Source organism: Streptomyces olindensis (assembly GCF_040645895.1).
Lineage (GTDB): Bacteria > Actinomycetota > Actinomycetes > Streptomycetales > Streptomycetaceae > Streptomyces > Streptomyces olindensis.
On sequence record NZ_JBEYZD010000117.1, the window covers coordinates 1 to 15644 of the forward strand.

Here is a 15644-nt window from a genome sequence, read left to right on the forward strand (position 1 = left end):
GGCACGCCGAGAGCACGCTCCCCCAAGCTCTCGGCTTCGCTCGAGCAGGGGGGACCCCCATGACGCCGCAGGGCCCGCCCTCCGGGCGGACGACGGGACTTTGCGGACACCCCCTAGAGCGGCAGGGCCTCGACGGTGGTGGACTGGGCGGGGGCCTCGACGGAGTCGACCGGGACTGCCGGCAGCGGCTCCGTCGCCTCCGGCAGTGGCTCCGTCGCCTCCGGCCGCTGCTGCGGCAGCGACACCGGCCGCAGCGGGCGCGGCCCCGACACGACCGTGTAGTCCTGGCCCAGGAACGGGGGAACCATCTCGCCCGGGTCCTCGCCGAGCGCCAGCTGCACCGCCGCCCACGGGGCGTTGACCCCGCACAGCGACAGCTGGTGCAGCCCGCCGGCCGGGCGGGTGTTGACGTCCATGAGCACCGGCCGGTCGCCGTACATGCGGAACTGGATGTTGGACAGGTAGTGCAGCCCGAAGCCCTCCGCGATCCGCCGCGCCGGGTCCAGCCACTGCTCGTTGAGCGTGAAGCCCCGGCGACGGCCGTTCTTGGTGCGGCCCACCGCCAGCCGGACCCGGCTGTCCGGACCGGTCAGGCAGTCCACCGACACCTCGGGCTGCTCCAGACGCGGCATCACCAGCCAGTCCACCGGCTCCTCGGCCCGCCGCAGCGCGTCCAGGACCAGGTCGAGCTGCACGTACGGGCTCGGGAAGCCGCCCAGATTCATCAGCGAGAACGGCGAGCGGGTGATCACGCGGAAGCCCACCCCGCCCGCCCCGGACGCCGGCTTGAAGCACGCCTTGTGCCCGCCGGCCTCCAACTCCTCGACGGCGGCCACCAGTTCGTCACCCGAACGGACCCGCCACCACGGCGGCACCGGCACGCCGATCGCCTGCACCGCCTCGTAGGCGATCACCTTGTCGTGGAAGACGGCCACCGCCTCGGGCGGCGGCGCCAGCACCGCCGTGCCGGCCGCCTCGAACTCGGCGCGGTGCGCGACGATCGCCGACTGGTGCAGCCGGGGCACGAACACGTCGACGCCGCGCCGCGCGCACTGGTCCAGCGCGTACTCGACGTACCCGGCGGGGGAGAGGTTCTCTGGTTCCAGCTCCGCGGTGTCGGCGGCGGCCAGCACGGGCGAGTCCGGGTCACCGTGGGTGGCATGGATCTCGACGGCCCGGTCGCTGGGATTTCTCCGCAGCTGATCCATGAAGAACACGTTCTCCGCGTACGTGCGGTTGAGCCAGACGCGTACGCGAGAGACCATGCAGGCCGCCTTTCACGGTTCGCGGGCAGGGCTGAGCAGCCCGTGCCCGGGCAGGACGTATGGAGGGACACCAAACCGCCCCTGTGGAAGGGAAGTTCTCAGCGGTGGTGTTGGGGCAGATCATACGGCTTCGGCGGGGCCTCACGTGCAACACGCGGGTTACGGATTCCGCACCCGGCCACCGGGGGACGCCCTTGTTCCCGTCCCGCGGATGTGATCTCGTAGTGGAGTTCGTGTGCGCGGAGGGGGGCGAGAGGTGACGTCGACGGCCGGTGGTGCCGGACAACTGCTGGCCATCAGCGATCTGCACATCGGCTACCCGGAGAACCGCGCCCTGGTCGAGGAGATGCGGCCCGGTACGGACGACGACTGGCTGATCGTCGCCGGTGACGTCGCGGAGACCGTGGCCGACATCCGCTGGGCCCTGAAGACCCTCGCGGCGCGCTTCCGCAAGGTCGTCTGGGTGCCCGGCAACCACGAGCTGTGGACCCATCCGAGCGACACCGTCACCCTGCGCGGCGTCGCCCGATACGAGTACCTGGTCGAGCTGTGCCGGGAACTCGGCGTGACGACACCGGAGGACCCCTACCCCGTCTGGGAGGGCCCCGGCGGCCCCGTGGCCGTCGCCCCGCTCTTCCTGCTGTACGACTACTCGTTCCTGCCGGCCGGGTGCACGACCAAGGAGCAGGGCCTCGAGTACGCCCACGGCACCGGGATCGTGTGCAGCGACGAGTACCTGCTGCACCCCGACCCCTACCCGAGCCGGGAGGCCTGGTGCCGGGACCGGGTCGCCGCGACCGAGCGCAGGCTCGCCGCACTGCCCGGGGACCTGCCCGTGATCCCCGTCAACCACTATCCGCTGCACCGGCACCCGATGGACGTGCTGTGGCACCCCGAGTTCGCCATGTGGTGCGGCACCGGCCTGACCGCCGACTGGCACCGCAGATTCCCGGTCCACACCATGGTCTACGGCCATCTGCACATCCCCCGGACCACCTTCCACGAGGGCGTGCGCTTCGAGGAGGTCTCGGTGGGCTATCCCCGTGAGTGGCGCAAGCGGCCCGGGCCGCCGGGGCGGCTGCGGCGCATCCTGCCGAGGGAGGACGACGAGCGGTGATCGAGGAACTGCTGCCGGAGACCGTGGTCACCGTCGAGGCGTACGGCCACGAGAGCGCCGACACCTCGCTGTACCCCGAGGAGGCGGCGCTCATGGCGCGGGCGGTCGCCAAGCGCCGGCGGGAGTTCGCCGTCGTACGCTCCTGCGCCCGCCGCGCCATGGAGAAACTCGGTGTGCCGCCGCAGCCGATCCTGCCCGGCGAGCGCGGCGCCCCGGGCTGGCCGGCCGGACTGGCCGGCAGCATGACCCACTGCGACGGCTACTGCGCCGCCGCCCTGGTCCGCGCCGGCGACCTGGCCTCCGTCGGCATCGACGCGGAGGTCCACGGACCGCTGCCCGAGGGCGTCCTGGCGTCCGTGTCCCTGCCGGCCGAGGCGGAGCGGCTGCGGCGGCTCGCCGCCGAACACCCCGGCGTCCACTGGGACCGGCTGCTGTTCAGCGCCAAGGAGTCCGTCTACAAGGCGTGGTTCCCCCTCACCGGGAAGTGGCTGGACTTCATGGAGGCCGACATCGACATCACCGCGGACGGCCGCTTCCGCGCCGATCTCCTCGTCCCCGGGCCGCTGGTGGGCGACCGCCGCCTCGGCCACTTCGACGGCCGCTGGACCGCCGCCCGCGGCCTGGTCGCGACGGCGGTCGCCGTACCGCACGACTAGGGCCTTCCGTACCAGGCGCCGGGCCGCCGGTCAGGAACCCGGGCCGTCGGTCAGGATCCCGGCCGGCGGGCACCACGTCTGCAACAGCCGGAAGAACTCCTCCTCGTTGCCGGTCAGACCGGCCCGGTCGAGGGCCTGTTCCGCGTCCGCGAGCACGGCGGGCGGGACGACCGGCGGACCGCCCTCCACGTCGAAGGCCGCGCGGACGGTGTGCAGCAGCCGCAGATACGCCTGGACGGCGGTGCGTTCGCGGTCGGTCAGTACGGCGGTGGGCATCGGTCGGCTCTCCCCGTGTCGCGTCGTCGGTCCCGCGCCCTCGCGGCGCGCACGCCCCGCACGGCGGGGGCGCACCTCCAGCTTGCCGCCCACCACTGACAATCCGGCCCCGCCGGCGCCCGGTTCGCCCGCTCGGCGGAGGCGGCACGGCCCCCCCGGTGACGCGCGGCCGGCCGCCCGTCAGCTCTGTGGCCCCCGGTACCCGAGCGACGCCTCGATCCGCCCCGCCAGATGGTCCCGCTGCACCGGTCCCCGTGAGGACGAACCCGCCAGCCACGCCCGGCACTTGCTGGCGAGCAGCAGACCGAAGCTCTCGGCCTCCTTCTCGTCGTCGTGGTCGAAGCGGGTGCGCGCGGCCACCTTGAGCACGGTCGCCTGGAGGTCGGCGCCGTCGTCGAGCAGCCGGGCCGCGACCGCGGCGCCCTCGACGTGGTGAGAGCAGTGCCCGGCCTTCATGTGCCACAGCTCGTGGCCCAGGATCACCAACTGGTGGTCGGGGGTCGTGCGTTCCTCGATCACGACGAGGTCCTGCTCGGCCATGTCGAGCCAGAGCCCGCTGGCGGTCCCGGGCGGGAAGGCGGCCGTACGGAAGAGGACGGGGCGGCCGCGGCGTCTGCTCATGGCGTCGCACAGCGCGCGGTACAGCTCGTCGGGCCGGGCCGGCGCGGGGAGGGTCAGCTCCGCTACCAGCTCGCCGCACAGGCGGCGCATTTCCTTACCTATGCCCACAGTTCTCCCCACGGTCACGACTCGGGCCGCTTGACGCTCTCCAGGAGCATGTCCAGCCACTCCGCGACCTTGTCGCGGTGCTGGTCGGTGGGCAGCTGCGCGGCCCGCCAGGCGATGCCGCGCACGCCGTGGTCCTGGAGCAGCCGCTCCAGCGGGTCGTCCGCCACGGCGGACGCCTCCCGTTCGCGGTCGGCGAGCTTCTGCAACAGCTCCTGTTCGGTGTGCTGGAGGGCGCTCACGAGCGCCTCGGGATCCTCGGCCGTCAGGAAACCGGCGTGCACCCGGAAGAACCGCTGGAGGGCGTCGCAGTGCTCCATGGTCGGCCGCCGGTCGCCGTTGATGAGGGCCCCGGCCTGCTGCCGGGACATGCCCGCGCCGTCGGCGATCTCCTGCTGGGTGTACTTGCGGCCGTTGGGCTTGAGCCGGGTCCTGCGCAGCAGGTCCAGCCGCTGCAGGAACCGGGCCTGCACATCGGGCTCGCCCGCGGGCCGGCCCCCGAGCAGTGCCTTCACCACGGGTTCCGGGACGCCCGAGGCGACGGAGAGCCGGCCGGTGTCGAAGACCTCGGCGTGCGGCACGCCGAGCCGGTCGGCGAGCGCGGTGACACGGGAGACGACGGCCGCCAGCACAGTCGTCCGCGTGGCGCCAGGACCTTCGACGAAGCCACCCGTCACCGACAGATCTCCTACGTCTCTCACAGGCTTCTCACAAGCGGATGCCGTGACCTACCCCGGCGTGAACTTCCCGGAGCGTAGCCGGTGCCTCGAACTCACATCCAGGTCTCGCCACAACTGTGGCCAATTTCAGCCGTCAACAGGCATGAAATGCCACGATAGTTGACACGCCTCAGCTCCGGGCAGCAGGATCAGGGCGCCGCGTCAAGGCCGCACAGGCAAGAGGGGTGACCTCCCGATGGCATATCAGGCAGGAGGGCAGCGGCCGGCACCGCGGCCCGTCCCCGAGACTCCCGAGGCCCAGGCCTACCTGGAGGACTGCGCCGGGCTTCTGGAGGCCGTCTCCTTCCCCTCGCTCGTCGTCGGCCACTGCTGGGACGTCGTGCTCACCAACAGCGCGTTCCGGTCACTTTTCGGCGGCGTCGGCCCGCATCCGACGGCCATGCCGGACGACAACTTCCTCAGGTTCGTGCTGTTCCACCCCGACGCGCCCACGGTGCTCGGCGAGCACGAGGCGAGCTGGTGCCTGCCCATGCTCGCGCACTTCGCGCGGACCGTGGAGAGCCACGGCCCCGACCACGGCCTCCAGGCCATCCGCCGGGACATCGCCCAGGACCCGATCATGGAGGCCGCCTACCGGCACGGCCTGCCGCACTGGATCCGCGCGGTCGGCGAGGCGGCCGTCGAGCTCGACGGCGCCGTACGGCCCCTGCTGCACCCGGACCCGCGCTGGGGCGCCACCGACTGCCGGGTCGTCGCCGAGACGTCCAGGACCCTTGAGGAACTGGGCTGCACCCGGCTCACGTTCGTCCTGCGCGAAGCCCGCCGGGCCCCCTCCCGGGACCGTCGGACGCGGCGCGCCGCCGCCCCTCGCGCCGCCTCTCATCTGAGGGTCGTCCCCGCGGCCGACTGAGCCCTTCCGGCCCCCTCCCGCCCGTGTCCGCACCATTCCCAGACCGAGTGGTGTGTGACATAGTACTGGCGTGAGCATGCCGCTGACCTGCGATGTCGTGGTGATCGGAGCGGGAGTCGTCGGTGCCGCCTGCGCCCTGTACGCGGCCCGGGCCGGCCTCGACACCGTCGTGGTGGACCGGGGCCCGGTGGCCGGCGGGACGACCGGCGCGGGGGAGGGGAACCTCCTCGTCTCGGACAAGGAACCCGGACCCGAACTCGAACTGGCCCTGCTGTCCGCCCGGCTGTGGGCCGAACTGGCCCGCGAGGGGCTGGGGAAGGCCGTCGAGTACGAGGCCAAGGGCGGTGTCGTCGTCGCCGGCAGCGCGGCGGCACGGGCCGGGCTGGAGGAACTCGCCGCCGGGCAGCGCGCGGCCGGGGTGGAGGCCGTCCCCGTGCCCGCCGACCGCCTCACCGACCTGGAGCCGTACCTGGCCCCCGGCCTCGCGGGCGGGATGCACTACCCGCAGGACGCCCAGGTGATGCCCGCGCTGGCGGCGGCACACCTGCTGCGCGCCTCGGGCGCCCGGCTGCTCACCGGCCGGGAGGTGACCGGGGTGCTGCGCGGCACCGGCGGCGCGGTGCGCGGGGTGCGGACCGACCGGGGCGACCTCCATGCCCCGGCCGTCGTCAACGCGGCCGGCACCTGGGGCGGCGAGGTGGCGGCCCGCGCCCGAGTGACCCTGCCGGTGCTGCCCCGCCGCGGCTTCGTCCTGGTCACCGAGCCGCTGCCGCCCCGCGTCCGGCACAAGGTGTACGCCGCCGACTACGTGGCCGACGTCGCGAGCGACTCGGCGGCACTGCAGACGTCCCCGGTGGTGGAGGGCACGCCCGCCGGGCCCGTCCTCATCGGCGCCAGCCGGGAACGGGTCGGCTTCGACCGGTCGTTGTCGCTCCCGGCGCTGCGCGCGCTGGCGGCGGGCGCGACCCGGCTCTTCCCGTTCCTCGCCGGTGTGCGGGCCATGCGGACCTACGCGGGATTCCGGCCGTATCTGCCGGACCACCTGCCCGCCATCGGCCCCGACTCCCGTTTGCCCGGGCTCCATCACGCCTGCGGGCACGAGGGCGCCGGCATCGGACTGGCCACCGGCACCGGACACCTGATCGCCCAGGCGCTCACCGGTCAGGAACCCGACCTGGACCTCGGCCCGTTCCGCCCCGACCGCTTCACCGAGGAGGCCGAGTGAATCCGCTGGAGCCGGCGGGCGCCGGGCCGGGCCCCGCCTTCACCGTCACCTTCGACGGGCGGCCGGTCGAGGCGCTGCCCGGGCAGACGGTCGCCGCCGTGCTGTGGGCGGAGGGCGTCACCTCCTGGCGCTCCACCCGGGGCGAGGGCCGCCCCCGCGGCGTGTTCTGCGGGATCGGCGTCTGCTTCGACTGCCTGGTGACCGTCAACGGGCGGCCCAACCAGCGGGCGTGCCTGGTGCCGGTGCGGCCGGGCGACGTGATCGGCACGCAGGACGGGACGGGCCACGAGGAGGTGCGCCGTGCGCACTGACCTCGCCGTGATCGGCGCCGGACCGGCCGGACTCGCCGCCGCCCTGGCGGCCTCCGCGCGCGGCGTACGGGTCGCGCTGGTCGACGCCGCGACCGAGGCGGGCGGGCAGTTCTACCGGCAGCCCGCCGCCGGGCTCCGGGCCGGCCGGCCGGAGGTGCTGCACCACCGGCCGCGGACCTGGGAGCGGCTGCGGGACGGACTCGCCGCCAGCGCCGTCCGCGTGCTGACGGATCACCATGTGTGGGCCGTGGAGCGCGGCTCCGGCGGCTTCACGGTGCACGCGCTGCTGGGGCCGGAGCAGGAGGAGCCGGCCGAGGTGCACGCCCGTGCGGTGCTCCTGGCCACCGGCGGCTACGAGCAGGTCCTGCCCTTCCCCGGCTGGACCCTTCCGGGCGTCGTCACCGCCGGGGGCGCCCAGGCCATGCTCAAGGGCGGGCTCGTGGTGCCGGGGCGCCGGGCCGTCGTCGCCGGGTCGGGGCCGCTGCTGCTGCCCGTGGCGACGGGACTCGCGGCCGCCGGCGTCGAGGTCGCCGCGCTGGTGGAGTCCACCGCCCCCCGACGCCTCGCCGCCCACGCCCCGGCCTTGGCCGGCAAGCTGGCCGAGGCCGCCGGACACGCCGCGCGCCTGCTGCGCCACCGCGTACCGGTCCTCGCCCGCCACACGGTCGTGCGCGCCCACGGCGACGGCGAGACGACGCCCCGTACCGACGGCGCGCCCCTCCGGCTGACCGGCGTCACCGTCGCCGCCCTCGACGGCGACGGCCGGGTCCAGCCCGGCACCGAGCGGCGCCTGCCCTGTGACACCCTCGCCGTCGGCCACGGCATGCTCCCGCACACCGACCTCGCCGACGGCCTCGGCTGCCGCCTCGACGGGCTCGCCGTGGGCGTCGACGCCGAGCAGCGCACCGACGTGCCCGGCGTCTGGGCGGCCGGGGAGGCCACCGGCATCGGCGGCGCCGCCCTCGCCCTCGCCGAGGGCCACATCGCCGGCTGCTCCGCCGCCGCCCGCCTGCGCGGCACCGCCCCCGACCCGGCGCCCGCCGCCGTCAAGGCCCGGGCGAAGCTCCAGAGATCCGCCGCCGCCCTCGACTCCGCCTACGCGCCGCCCGCGCACTGGCCCGAGCAGGTCACCGACGACACCGTGGTCTGCCGCTGCGAGGAGGTCACCGCCGGGGCCGTGCGCGACGCCCTGGACCTCGGAGCGGGCGACGAGCGCACCGTGAAGCTGCTGACCCGGGCCGGGATGGGCTGGTGCCAGGGCCGGATGTGCGCCCCCGCGGTCGCCGGTCTCGCCGGATGCCCGCCCACCCCGTCCCGACGGCCGTTCGCCCGTCCCGTGCCGCTCGGCGTCCTCGCCGGGCAACACCCCCAGGAGGGACCGTCATGACCGACCACCGCCCCTGGCGCGGCGTCCTCGTCGCCACCGCGCTCCCGCTGAACGACGACCTGTCCGTGAACTACGACCGGTACGCCGAGCACTGCGCCTGGCTCGTGGCGAACGGCTGCGACGGCGTCGTGCCCAACGGCTCCCTCGGCGAGTACCAGGTACTCACCTCCGAGGAGCGCGCCCGGGTCGTCGAGACCGCCGTCGCCGCGATCGGCGGTGAGCGGGTCATGCCCGGTGTCGCCGCCTACGGCTCGGCCGAGTCCCGGCGCTGGGCCGAGCAGGCCGGCGAGGCGGGCTGCCGGGCGGTGATGCTGCTGCCGCCGAACGCCTACCGCGCCGACGAGCGCGCCGTCGTCGCCCACTACGCCGAGGTCGCGAAGGCGGGCCTGCCGGTCGTCGCGTACAACAACCCGATCGACACCAAGGTCGACCTCGTGCCGGAGCTGCTCGCCCGGCTGCACGGCGAGGGGTGGATCCGGGGCGTCAAGGAGTTCTCCGGCGATGTCCGCCGGGCCTACCGGATCGCCGAACTCGCCCCGGAGCTGGACCTGCTGGTCGGCGCCGACGACGTCCTGCTGGAGCTGGCCGTCGCGCGCGCGAAGGGCTGGGTGGCGGGCTATCCGAACGCCCTGCCCCGGGCCTCGGTCGAGCTGTACCGCGCGGCTGTCGACGGCGACCTGGACACGGCGCTGCCCCTGTACCGGCAGCTGCACCCGCTGCTGCGGTGGGACTCGCGGGTGGAGTTCGTCCAGGCCATCAAGCTGTCCATGGACCTCGTCGGCCGCCACGGCGGTCCCTGCCGTCCGCCCCGGGTGCCGCTGCTGCCCGAGCAGGAGGCCGCCGTCCGGGCCGCCACCGAGAAGGCCGTCGCGGCCGGATTGGCGTAGTGACCATGCGCAGCAGACTCGTCCTGCACGCCGTCGACTCGCACACCGAGGGCATGCCGACCCGGGTGATCACCGGCGGCATCGGCACCATCCCCGGCGCCACCATGAACGAGCGGCGGCTGTGGTTCCGCGAACACCGCGACGACATCAAGCAGTTGCTGATGAACGAACCGCGCGGCCACTCCGCCATGAGCGGCGCGATCCTCCAGCCGCCCACCCGGCCCGACTGCGACTGGGGCGTCGTCTACATCGAGGTCTCCGGCTACCTGCCGATGTGCGGGCACGGCACCATCGGCGTGGCGACCGTGCTGGTCGAGACCGGCATGGTCGAGGCCGTCGAGCCGGTCACCACCATCCGGCTCGACACCCCGGCGGGCCCGGTCGTCGCCGAGGTGGCCGTGGAGGACGGCGCCGCCAAGGCGGTCACCCTCCGGAACGTCCCCTCCTTCGCCGTCGGACTCGACCGCAAGGCGACCCTCGCCGACGGGCGGACGGTGACCTACGACCTCGCCTTCGGCGGCAACTTCTACGCCATCCTGCCGCTGGAGCGGTTCGGCCTGCCCTTCGACCGGTCCCGCAAGGACGAGATCCTCGCCGCGGGCCTGTCCCTCATGGCCGCCGTCAACGCCGAGGACCCGCCCGTGCACCCGGAGGACCCCTCCATCGGCGGACTCCACCACGTCTACCTGGCCGCCCCCGGCTCGACCGCCCGGCACTCCCGGCACGCCATGGCCATCCACCCCGGCTGGTTCGACCGCTCGCCCTGCGGCACCGGCACCAGCGCCCGCATGGCACAGCTCCACGCGCGCGGCGAACTGCCCCTGCACACCGAGTTCGTGAACGAGTCCTTCATCGGCACCCGGTTCACCGGCAGACTGCTCGGCACGACCGAGGTGGCCGGTCGCCCGGCCGTGCTGCCCAGCTTCACCGGACGCGCCTGGATCACCGGCACCGCCCAGTACCTGCTGGACCCCGAGGACCCGTTCCCGGCGGGATTCGTCCTGTAGGCACCCCCGCAAGGGCACAAGAGAGGAACCCCGACCGTCATGGCCGCGCAGCACACCCCCGCCCTGCCCGTGCTCGGCAGCAGGAAACCCAGCCACCGGGAGCGGGTCGCGGACGCGCTGCGGGCCGCCCTGATCGCCGGCGAACTGCGGCCCGGCGAGATCTACTCGGCACCCGGCCTCGCCGCCCGCTTCGGCGTCTCCGCCACGCCCGTGCGCGAGGCCATGCTCGACCTCGCCAAGGAGGGCCTGGTCGACACCGTGCCCAACAAGGGCTTCCGCGTCACCGCCGTCTCCGAGCGGCAGCTCGACGAGTACACCCACGTCCGGTCGCTGATCGAGATCCCCACCACGGCGGAACTGGCCCGCACGGCCGACCCGGTGGCCCTTCGGGCGCTCCGCCCGGTCGCCGAGGAGATCGTCGCCTCCGCAGCGGCCGGCGACCTCATCGCCTACGTCGAGGCCGACCTGCGCTTCCACCTCGGCCTGCTGGCCCTCGCCGGCAACGCCCATCTCGTCGACGTCGTACGGGACCTCAGACGCCGCTCCCGGCTCTACGGGCTGACCGCGCTCGTGGAACAGGGGCGGCTGGAGGCGTCCGCCGAGGAGCACCTGGAGATCCTGGACGCGCTGCTCGCCCGCGACGAGGAGGCCGTACGGGCCGTCATGACCCGGCACCTGGGGCACGTGCGGGGCCTGTGGGCGGCACCCTGAACAGCCGGACGCCACCGGTTCAACGGCCGCGTTTGGCCGCTTGGACCTGCTCGTACACCCGGGTCCGCAGCTCGGCGAAGCGCGGGTCCGCGCGCGTGCGCAACTGGTCCCGCACGTCCGGCAGATCGACCTTCAGCTGCTCCTGGACGACGGTGGGGGAGGCCGACAGCACGAGCACCCGCTCGCCCAGGTACACGGCCTCGTCGATGTCATGGGTGACGAACAGGATCGTGATGCCGCGCTCCCGCCACAGCCGCCGCACGAGGTCCTCCAGATCGGCCCGGGTCTGCGCGTCCACCGCCGCGAACGGCTCGTCCATCAGCAGCACCTCGGGCTCGTACGCCAGGGCCCGGGCGATGGCCACCCGCTGCTGCATCCCGCCCGACAGCTGCCAGGGATAGGCCCCGGCGGCGTCCGCGAGCCCCACCGACTCCAGCGCGTCCGCGACCAGCGCGCGGCGCCGCTCCCGGCTCAGCTTCTTCTGCTTGAGCGGCAGTTCGACGTTCTGCCCGACCCGCATCCACGGAAAGAGGCTGCGGCCGTACTCCTGGAACACGAACGCCATCCCGGGCGGCGGACCGTCGACCCGGCGGCCCGCGAGCCGCACCTCACCGGCCGTGGGGGCGAGCAGGCCGCCGACGCACTTCAGCAGGGTCGTCTTGCCGCAGCCCGACGGGCCCACCAGACAGACCAGTTCGCCCGCCTCCACGGTGAAGGTCAGGTCGCGCACCGCCTCGGTCCGCCGCCCCGAACCCTCGTAGACCTTCCGCAGGCCGTGTACGTCGAGCATGGACCGCCCTTTCGCGGGGTTCACGGGGACCGCCGGCCGGCCTCGCGCAGGCCGTGGTACCAGCCCAGCACCCGCCGCTCGGCCAGCCGGAACAGGACCGACAGGAGAAAGCCGAGCAGGCCGAGCAGCAGGATCCCGGTCCACATGTCGGGGATCGCGAAACCGCGCTGGAACTGCACGATGGTGAAGCCGAGGCCGTTGCTGGCCGCGAACATCTCGCTGATCACCATGAGGATGATCCCGATCGACAGCGCCTGGCGCAGGCCCGCGAAGATCTGCGGGCTCGCCGAGCGCAGCACCACGTCCCGCAGCCGGGCGGCGCCCGTGATGCCGTAGGAGCGGGCCGTCTCGGCCAGCACCGGGTCGACCGCGCGGACGCCCTCGACCGTGTTGAGCAGGATCGGCCACACACAGCCGCTCGCGATCACCACGATCTTCATCGTGTCGCCGATGCCCGCGAAGAGCATGATCACCGGCACCAGCACCGGCGGCGGCACCGCCCGCAGGAACTCCAGCACCGGCTCGCACACCACCCGCACCCGCCGGTAGGAGCCGATGACCGTGCCCAGCGCGACCCCCGCGACGGCCGCCGCCGTGTAACCCGCCGCGAGCCGCAGCACGCTGGGCACCACGTCCCCGCGCAGCCGCTCGCCCGTCCACACGTCCGGGAACGCGCCGAAGACCGTGCGCAGCGGCGGCCAGTAGACGTTCGTGCTGCCCGCCGAGGCCACCCACCAGACGGCCACCAGCACCGCGGGCAGGGCCACCGCGAACACCAGCCGCAGCAGGGCCCTCCTCCACGCTCCCGACATCGCTCGGCCAGGGGGGACCCCCGTCACAGCGCCACCTCCCCGCGCACCGACTGGTGCCAGGCCAGCGCCCGCCGCTCCACCGACCTCGCCCCGACGTTGATCAGCAGCCCGAGCACGCCGGTCACCACGATCAGCGCGTACATCTCCGGCACCGCCTGCGAGGTCTGCGCGACCGCGATCCGGGCACCCAGCCCCGGTGCCCCGATGACCAGTTCGGCGGTGACGGCGAGGATCAGCGCCACGGCCGCCGCCAGCCGCACCCCGGTCATGACGTACGGCAGCGCCGTCGGCCACAGCACGTGCCGGACCCGCGCCCAGGGGCCCAGGCCGTACGAGCGCGCCGTCTCCTCCGCGACCGGGTCGACGTCCCGGACGCCGTACAGGACCTGGACCAGTACCTGCCAGAACGCGGCGTACACGACCAGCAGCAGCACCGAGCGCAGCTCCGTGCCGTACAGCAGCACCGCCAGGGGGATCAGCGCGACCGACGGGATGGGCCGCAGGAACTCGATCGTCGAGGCGGTCACCTCGCGCAGGTACGGCACCACGGAGATCACCACGCCCAGGACGACACCCGCGCCCACCGCGATCGCCAGCCCGAGCGCCCAGCCGGTGAGGGTGTCGCCGAGCGCCGACCAGAAGGCCGGGTCGGCCAGTTCCCGGCCGAGGGCGTCCGCGACCCGACCGGCCGGCGGGAAGTAGTCGTCCTCGACCAGGCCGAGCCGCGGCACCGCCTCGCAGAGCACGAGGAACGCCGCGAGCCCGGCCGCGCCCAGTGCCGCGTCGGCGCCCTTCACGGCAGCAGCTTGTCCAGATCCGGCGCCCGCTCGAACAGCCCGTCCCGCTCGCCCAGTTCGGCCAGCCGCTCGATGGAGGCGCGGTCCGGCTGCGCGGGCCAGCGGGGCAGGGTCAGCTTCTCCAGCAGGGTGGCGGGGATCTTCGTGTACGTGGTGAGGATCTGCCGCACCTCGTCGGGGTGGCTGTCGGCGTACTCCAGTGACTCCGCGGTCGCCTCCTGGAACTTCTTCACCAAGTCCGGGTTCTCGGCGGCGTACCGCTGGGAGGTGAAGTACATGGCCACGGTGAGGTCCGGTGACACATCGTGGAAGTTCGAGGCGATCTCCCTGCCGCCCGCGGCCTTGACGGTGGCGAGCGCGGGCTCCGGGGTGCAGGCCGCGTCGACCTGCCCGCCGTCCAGCGCGGCGGGCATCTGGTCGAAGGGCATCTCGACGAACTCGACCTCGGCGGGGTCGCCGCCGGCCTTGCGGACCGACTCCCGGACCGACGTGTCACAGATGTTGTTGAGCGTGTTGACCGCCGTCTTCCTGCCCTCCAACTGCTTGGCGGAGGTGAGGGGGGAGCCCTTCTTCACGGTGACGGCCGCGAAGTCGGCGCCGTCCTTGCCGGTGGACGCGACCCCGTTGGCCACGGCCTTCACGGGCATGTTCTTGGACTGGGCGACCAGCAGCGAGGTGGTGTTGCTGAAGCCGAACTGGAACTGCCCGGAGACGACCCCGGGCACGATCGCGGCACCGCCCTGGGCCGGGGTCAGCTCCAGTTCGATGCCGCGTTTTTTGTAGAGGCCCTGTTTCTGGCCCAGGTAGATGGGCGCGACGTCCAGGACGGGCACGATGCCCACCTTGACCTTGGTGGTTCCGCCGGACGAGCCGGGCTTGTCCGCCCCGTCGGGGTCGGACGAGCCGCAGGCGGTGACGGCGGCCAGGACGGACAAGGCCGTGAGGCCGACGAGCAGACGACGCATGGCTCCCCCGTGGGACCGGTCCAGGTGCTCCGACAGGCTGTGCGCAGGCAGTGCAGATGTGCTCAGCGGGAACCTAGGGCCCGTCCCGGGCCATGGTCAATGCCCGTACGGTGAAGGGCGGTTGGCACCGGCCTCTCGTCACAGGTCCAGCACGAGCCGCTTCCCGCGGCAGCGGGACACGCAGATGAGCATGGTCTCGCCCGCCGCGCGCTCGTCGTCGGTGAGCACCGAGTCACGGTGGTCCGGCTCGCCGTCGAGGACGTCGGTCTCGCACGTGCCGCAGGTTCCCTCGGTGCAGGAGTACAGCACCTCGACGCCCGCGGCGCGCACGGCGTCCAGCACGGACACGTCCGGTGCGACGGTGAGCGTCCGGCCGCTGCGCGCCAGCTCCACCTCGAACTCGGTGTCCCCGCCGGTCTCCTGCTCCTTCGGCCGGAACCGCTCGACGCGCAGCACCCCGGACGGGCAGCGGGCCTCGACCGCGTCCAGCAGCGGCCCGGGGCCGCAGCAGTAGACGAGGGTGTCCTCGGGCACGTCGTCCAGCACCGAGGGCAGGTCCAGCAGCCCCGTCTCGTCCTCGGGGGCGACCCTCACCCGGTCGCCGTACCGGAGCAGTTCCTCGCCGAACGCCATCGACCGGCGGGTGCGTCCGCCGTACAGCAGCGTCCACTCGGCGCCCGCGGCCTCGGCCGCCGCCAGCATCGGCAGGATCGGCGTGATGCCGATGCCGCCCGCGACGAAGCGGTAGCGGCGGGCCGGCTCCAGGCGGAAGTTGTTGCGGGGGCCGCGCACCCGGATCTTGTCGCCCTCGCGCACCTGCTCGTGCACATGGGCCGAGCCGCCCCGCCCGTCCGGCTCGCGCAGCACCGCGATCCGCCAGGCCGTCCGGTCCGCCGGATCGCCGCACAGCGAGTACTGCCGTTCCAGGCCGGGGCCGAGCAGGACGTCGACGTGCGCGCCCGGCTCCCAGGCCGGGAGCGGCTCGCCCAGCGGGTGGCGCAGGGTGAGGGCCAGCACCCCGTCGGCCGCCGTAAGTAAGCGCCCCAATCCGCCGAGAGTTGCCTCTTGCCCGATTCCATGGCCCCCGTGACAGTGCGCTCGCACTACCCCCGTATGCCAGGA

Annotated in this window: 18 protein-coding genes; 9 read left to right on the plus strand and 9 right to left on the minus strand. The window is 73.8% G+C overall.

Going from position 1 to position 15644, the window contains the following annotated elements; genetic code table 11:
• Window positions 1-113 precede the first annotated feature (113 nt).
• The gene (locus ABZ948_RS39020; protein WP_359767876.1) at window positions 114-1265 is read right to left on the minus strand and encodes an ATP-grasp domain-containing protein; all 1152 of its coding nucleotides are present in this window, start codon (window positions 1263-1265) and stop codon (window positions 114-116) included.
• 256 nt (window positions 1266-1521) lie between these two features.
• Here ABZ948_RS39020 and ABZ948_RS39025 point away from each other — a divergent pair, with 256 nt between their 5' ends.
• Window positions 1522-2382, plus strand: a complete 861-nt coding sequence (locus tag ABZ948_RS39025; RefSeq protein ID WP_359767877.1) for a metallophosphoesterase family protein — start codon at window positions 1522-1524, stop codon at window positions 2380-2382.
• Window positions 2379-3038 carry a 4'-phosphopantetheinyl transferase family protein gene (locus tag ABZ948_RS39030; RefSeq protein WP_359767878.1) on the plus strand — a complete coding sequence of 220 codons (660 nt, stop codon included), beginning with the start codon at window positions 2379-2381 and terminating at the stop codon, window positions 3036-3038. Before ABZ948_RS39025 ends, ABZ948_RS39030 begins: the two co-directional genes overlap by 4 nt.
• A gap of 30 nt (window positions 3039-3068) precedes the next feature.
• Here the strand turns inward: ABZ948_RS39030 and ABZ948_RS39035 are convergent, their stop codons facing one another.
• The 3 genes from ABZ948_RS39035 to ABZ948_RS39045 all read right to left on the minus strand — a co-directional run bounded on the left by ABZ948_RS39035 (window position 3069) and on the right by ABZ948_RS39045 (window position 4717).
• Window positions 3069-3314, minus strand: a complete 246-nt coding sequence (locus ABZ948_RS39035; RefSeq protein ID WP_359767879.1) for a hypothetical protein — start codon at window positions 3312-3314, stop codon at window positions 3069-3071.
• A gap of 180 nt (window positions 3315-3494) precedes the next feature.
• Entirely contained in the window at window positions 3495-4025 is a 531-nt protein-coding gene (locus ABZ948_RS39040) for a toxin-antitoxin system, toxin component (protein ID WP_359767893.1), read from the minus strand.
• 32 nt (window positions 4026-4057) lie between these two features.
• Window positions 4058-4717, minus strand: coding sequence for a helix-turn-helix domain-containing protein (locus tag ABZ948_RS39045; protein WP_359767880.1), 660 nt, complete (start codon window positions 4715-4717; stop codon window positions 4058-4060).
• 238 nt (window positions 4718-4955) lie between these two features.
• Here ABZ948_RS39045 and ABZ948_RS39050 point away from each other — a divergent pair, with 238 nt between their 5' ends.
• The 7 genes from ABZ948_RS39050 to ABZ948_RS39080 all read left to right on the plus strand — a co-directional run bounded on the left by ABZ948_RS39050 (window position 4956) and on the right by ABZ948_RS39080 (window position 11158).
• Complete coding sequence (locus ABZ948_RS39050; protein ID WP_359767881.1) at window positions 4956-5630, plus strand: MmyB family transcriptional regulator; 675 nt, start codon at window positions 4956-4958, stop codon at window positions 5628-5630.
• 70 nt (window positions 5631-5700) lie between these two features.
• Window positions 5701-6855 (plus strand): NAD(P)/FAD-dependent oxidoreductase, encoded by a 1155-nt coding sequence (locus ABZ948_RS39055; RefSeq protein ID WP_359767882.1) that lies wholly within the window; start codon window positions 5701-5703, stop codon window positions 6853-6855.
• On the plus strand, window positions 6852-7166 hold the full coding sequence (locus ABZ948_RS39060; RefSeq protein ID WP_359767883.1) for a (2Fe-2S)-binding protein: 315 nt from the start codon (window positions 6852-6854) through the stop codon (window positions 7164-7166). The genes ABZ948_RS39055 and ABZ948_RS39060 overlap by 4 nt, the downstream gene beginning before the upstream one ends.
• The gene (locus ABZ948_RS39065) at window positions 7156-8553 is read left to right on the plus strand and encodes an FAD-dependent oxidoreductase (RefSeq protein ID WP_359767884.1); all 1398 of its coding nucleotides are present in this window, start codon (window positions 7156-7158) and stop codon (window positions 8551-8553) included. Before ABZ948_RS39060 ends, ABZ948_RS39065 begins: the two co-directional genes overlap by 11 nt.
• On the plus strand, window positions 8550-9440 hold the full coding sequence (locus ABZ948_RS39070; RefSeq protein WP_359767885.1) for a dihydrodipicolinate synthase family protein: 891 nt from the start codon (window positions 8550-8552) through the stop codon (window positions 9438-9440). The genes ABZ948_RS39065 and ABZ948_RS39070 overlap by 4 nt, the downstream gene beginning before the upstream one ends.
• Before the next feature lie 5 nt (window positions 9441-9445).
• Window positions 9446-10447 carry a proline racemase family protein gene (locus tag ABZ948_RS39075; protein ID WP_359767886.1) on the plus strand — a complete coding sequence of 334 codons (1002 nt, stop codon included), beginning with the start codon at window positions 9446-9448 and terminating at the stop codon, window positions 10445-10447.
• Window positions 10448-10486: 39 nt separating this feature from the next.
• Complete coding sequence (locus ABZ948_RS39080; protein WP_359767887.1) at window positions 10487-11158, plus strand: GntR family transcriptional regulator; 672 nt, start codon at window positions 10487-10489, stop codon at window positions 11156-11158.
• 19 nt (window positions 11159-11177) lie between these two features.
• Here the strand turns inward: ABZ948_RS39080 and ABZ948_RS39085 are convergent, their stop codons facing one another.
• From ABZ948_RS39085 to ABZ948_RS39105, 5 genes are all read right to left on the minus strand, one after another.
• Window positions 11178-11948: an ABC transporter ATP-binding protein gene (locus tag ABZ948_RS39085; protein ID WP_359767888.1), complete on the minus strand. Its 771-nt coding sequence runs from the start codon at window positions 11946-11948 to the stop codon at window positions 11178-11180.
• A gap of 20 nt (window positions 11949-11968) precedes the next feature.
• Entirely contained in the window at window positions 11969-12760 is a 792-nt protein-coding gene (locus ABZ948_RS39090) for an ABC transporter permease (protein WP_359767889.1), read from the minus strand.
• Between the two features lie 23 nt (window positions 12761-12783).
• Entirely contained in the window at window positions 12784-13557 is a 774-nt protein-coding gene (locus ABZ948_RS39095) for an ABC transporter permease (RefSeq protein ID WP_359767890.1), read from the minus strand.
• Window positions 13554-14522, minus strand: a complete 969-nt coding sequence (locus tag ABZ948_RS39100; protein WP_359767891.1) for an ABC transporter substrate-binding protein — start codon at window positions 14520-14522, stop codon at window positions 13554-13556. Before ABZ948_RS39100 ends, ABZ948_RS39095 begins: the two co-directional genes overlap by 4 nt.
• A gap of 138 nt (window positions 14523-14660) precedes the next feature.
• On the minus strand, window positions 14661-15569 hold the full coding sequence (locus ABZ948_RS39105) for a PDR/VanB family oxidoreductase (RefSeq protein ID WP_359767892.1): 909 nt from the start codon (window positions 15567-15569) through the stop codon (window positions 14661-14663).
• Window positions 15570-15644 lie beyond the last annotated feature (75 nt).

Excerpts from the sequence above, each read along its gene's own strand:
- ABZ948_RS39020 (WP_359767876.1), bottom strand. The coding sequence starts at position 1,265 with ATGGTCTCTCGCGTACGCGTCTGGCTCAACCGCACGTACGCGGAGAAC.
- ABZ948_RS39035 (WP_359767879.1), bottom strand. The coding sequence starts at position 3,314 with ATGCCCACCGCCGTACTGACCGACCGCGAACGCACCGCCGTCCAGGCG.
- ABZ948_RS39040 (WP_359767893.1), bottom strand. The coding sequence starts at position 4,025 with ATGCGCCGCCTGTGCGGCGAGCTGGTAGCGGAGCTGACCCTCCCCGCG.
- ABZ948_RS39050 (WP_359767881.1), top strand. The coding sequence starts at position 4,956 with ATGGCATATCAGGCAGGAGGGCAGCGGCCGGCACCGCGGCCCGTCCCC.
- ABZ948_RS39070 (WP_359767885.1), top strand. The coding sequence starts at position 8,550 with ATGACCGACCACCGCCCCTGGCGCGGCGTCCTCGTCGCCACCGCGCTC.
- ABZ948_RS39075 (WP_359767886.1), top strand. The coding sequence starts at position 9,446 with ATGCGCAGCAGACTCGTCCTGCACGCCGTCGACTCGCACACCGAGGGC.
- ABZ948_RS39080 (WP_359767887.1), top strand. The coding sequence starts at position 10,487 with ATGGCCGCGCAGCACACCCCCGCCCTGCCCGTGCTCGGCAGCAGGAAA.
- ABZ948_RS39085 (WP_359767888.1), bottom strand. The coding sequence starts at position 11,948 with ATGCTCGACGTACACGGCCTGCGGAAGGTCTACGAGGGTTCGGGGCGG.
- ABZ948_RS39090 (WP_359767889.1), bottom strand. The coding sequence starts at position 12,760 with ATGTCGGGAGCGTGGAGGAGGGCCCTGCTGCGGCTGGTGTTCGCGGTG.
- ABZ948_RS39100 (WP_359767891.1), bottom strand. The coding sequence starts at position 14,522 with ATGCGTCGTCTGCTCGTCGGCCTCACGGCCTTGTCCGTCCTGGCCGCC.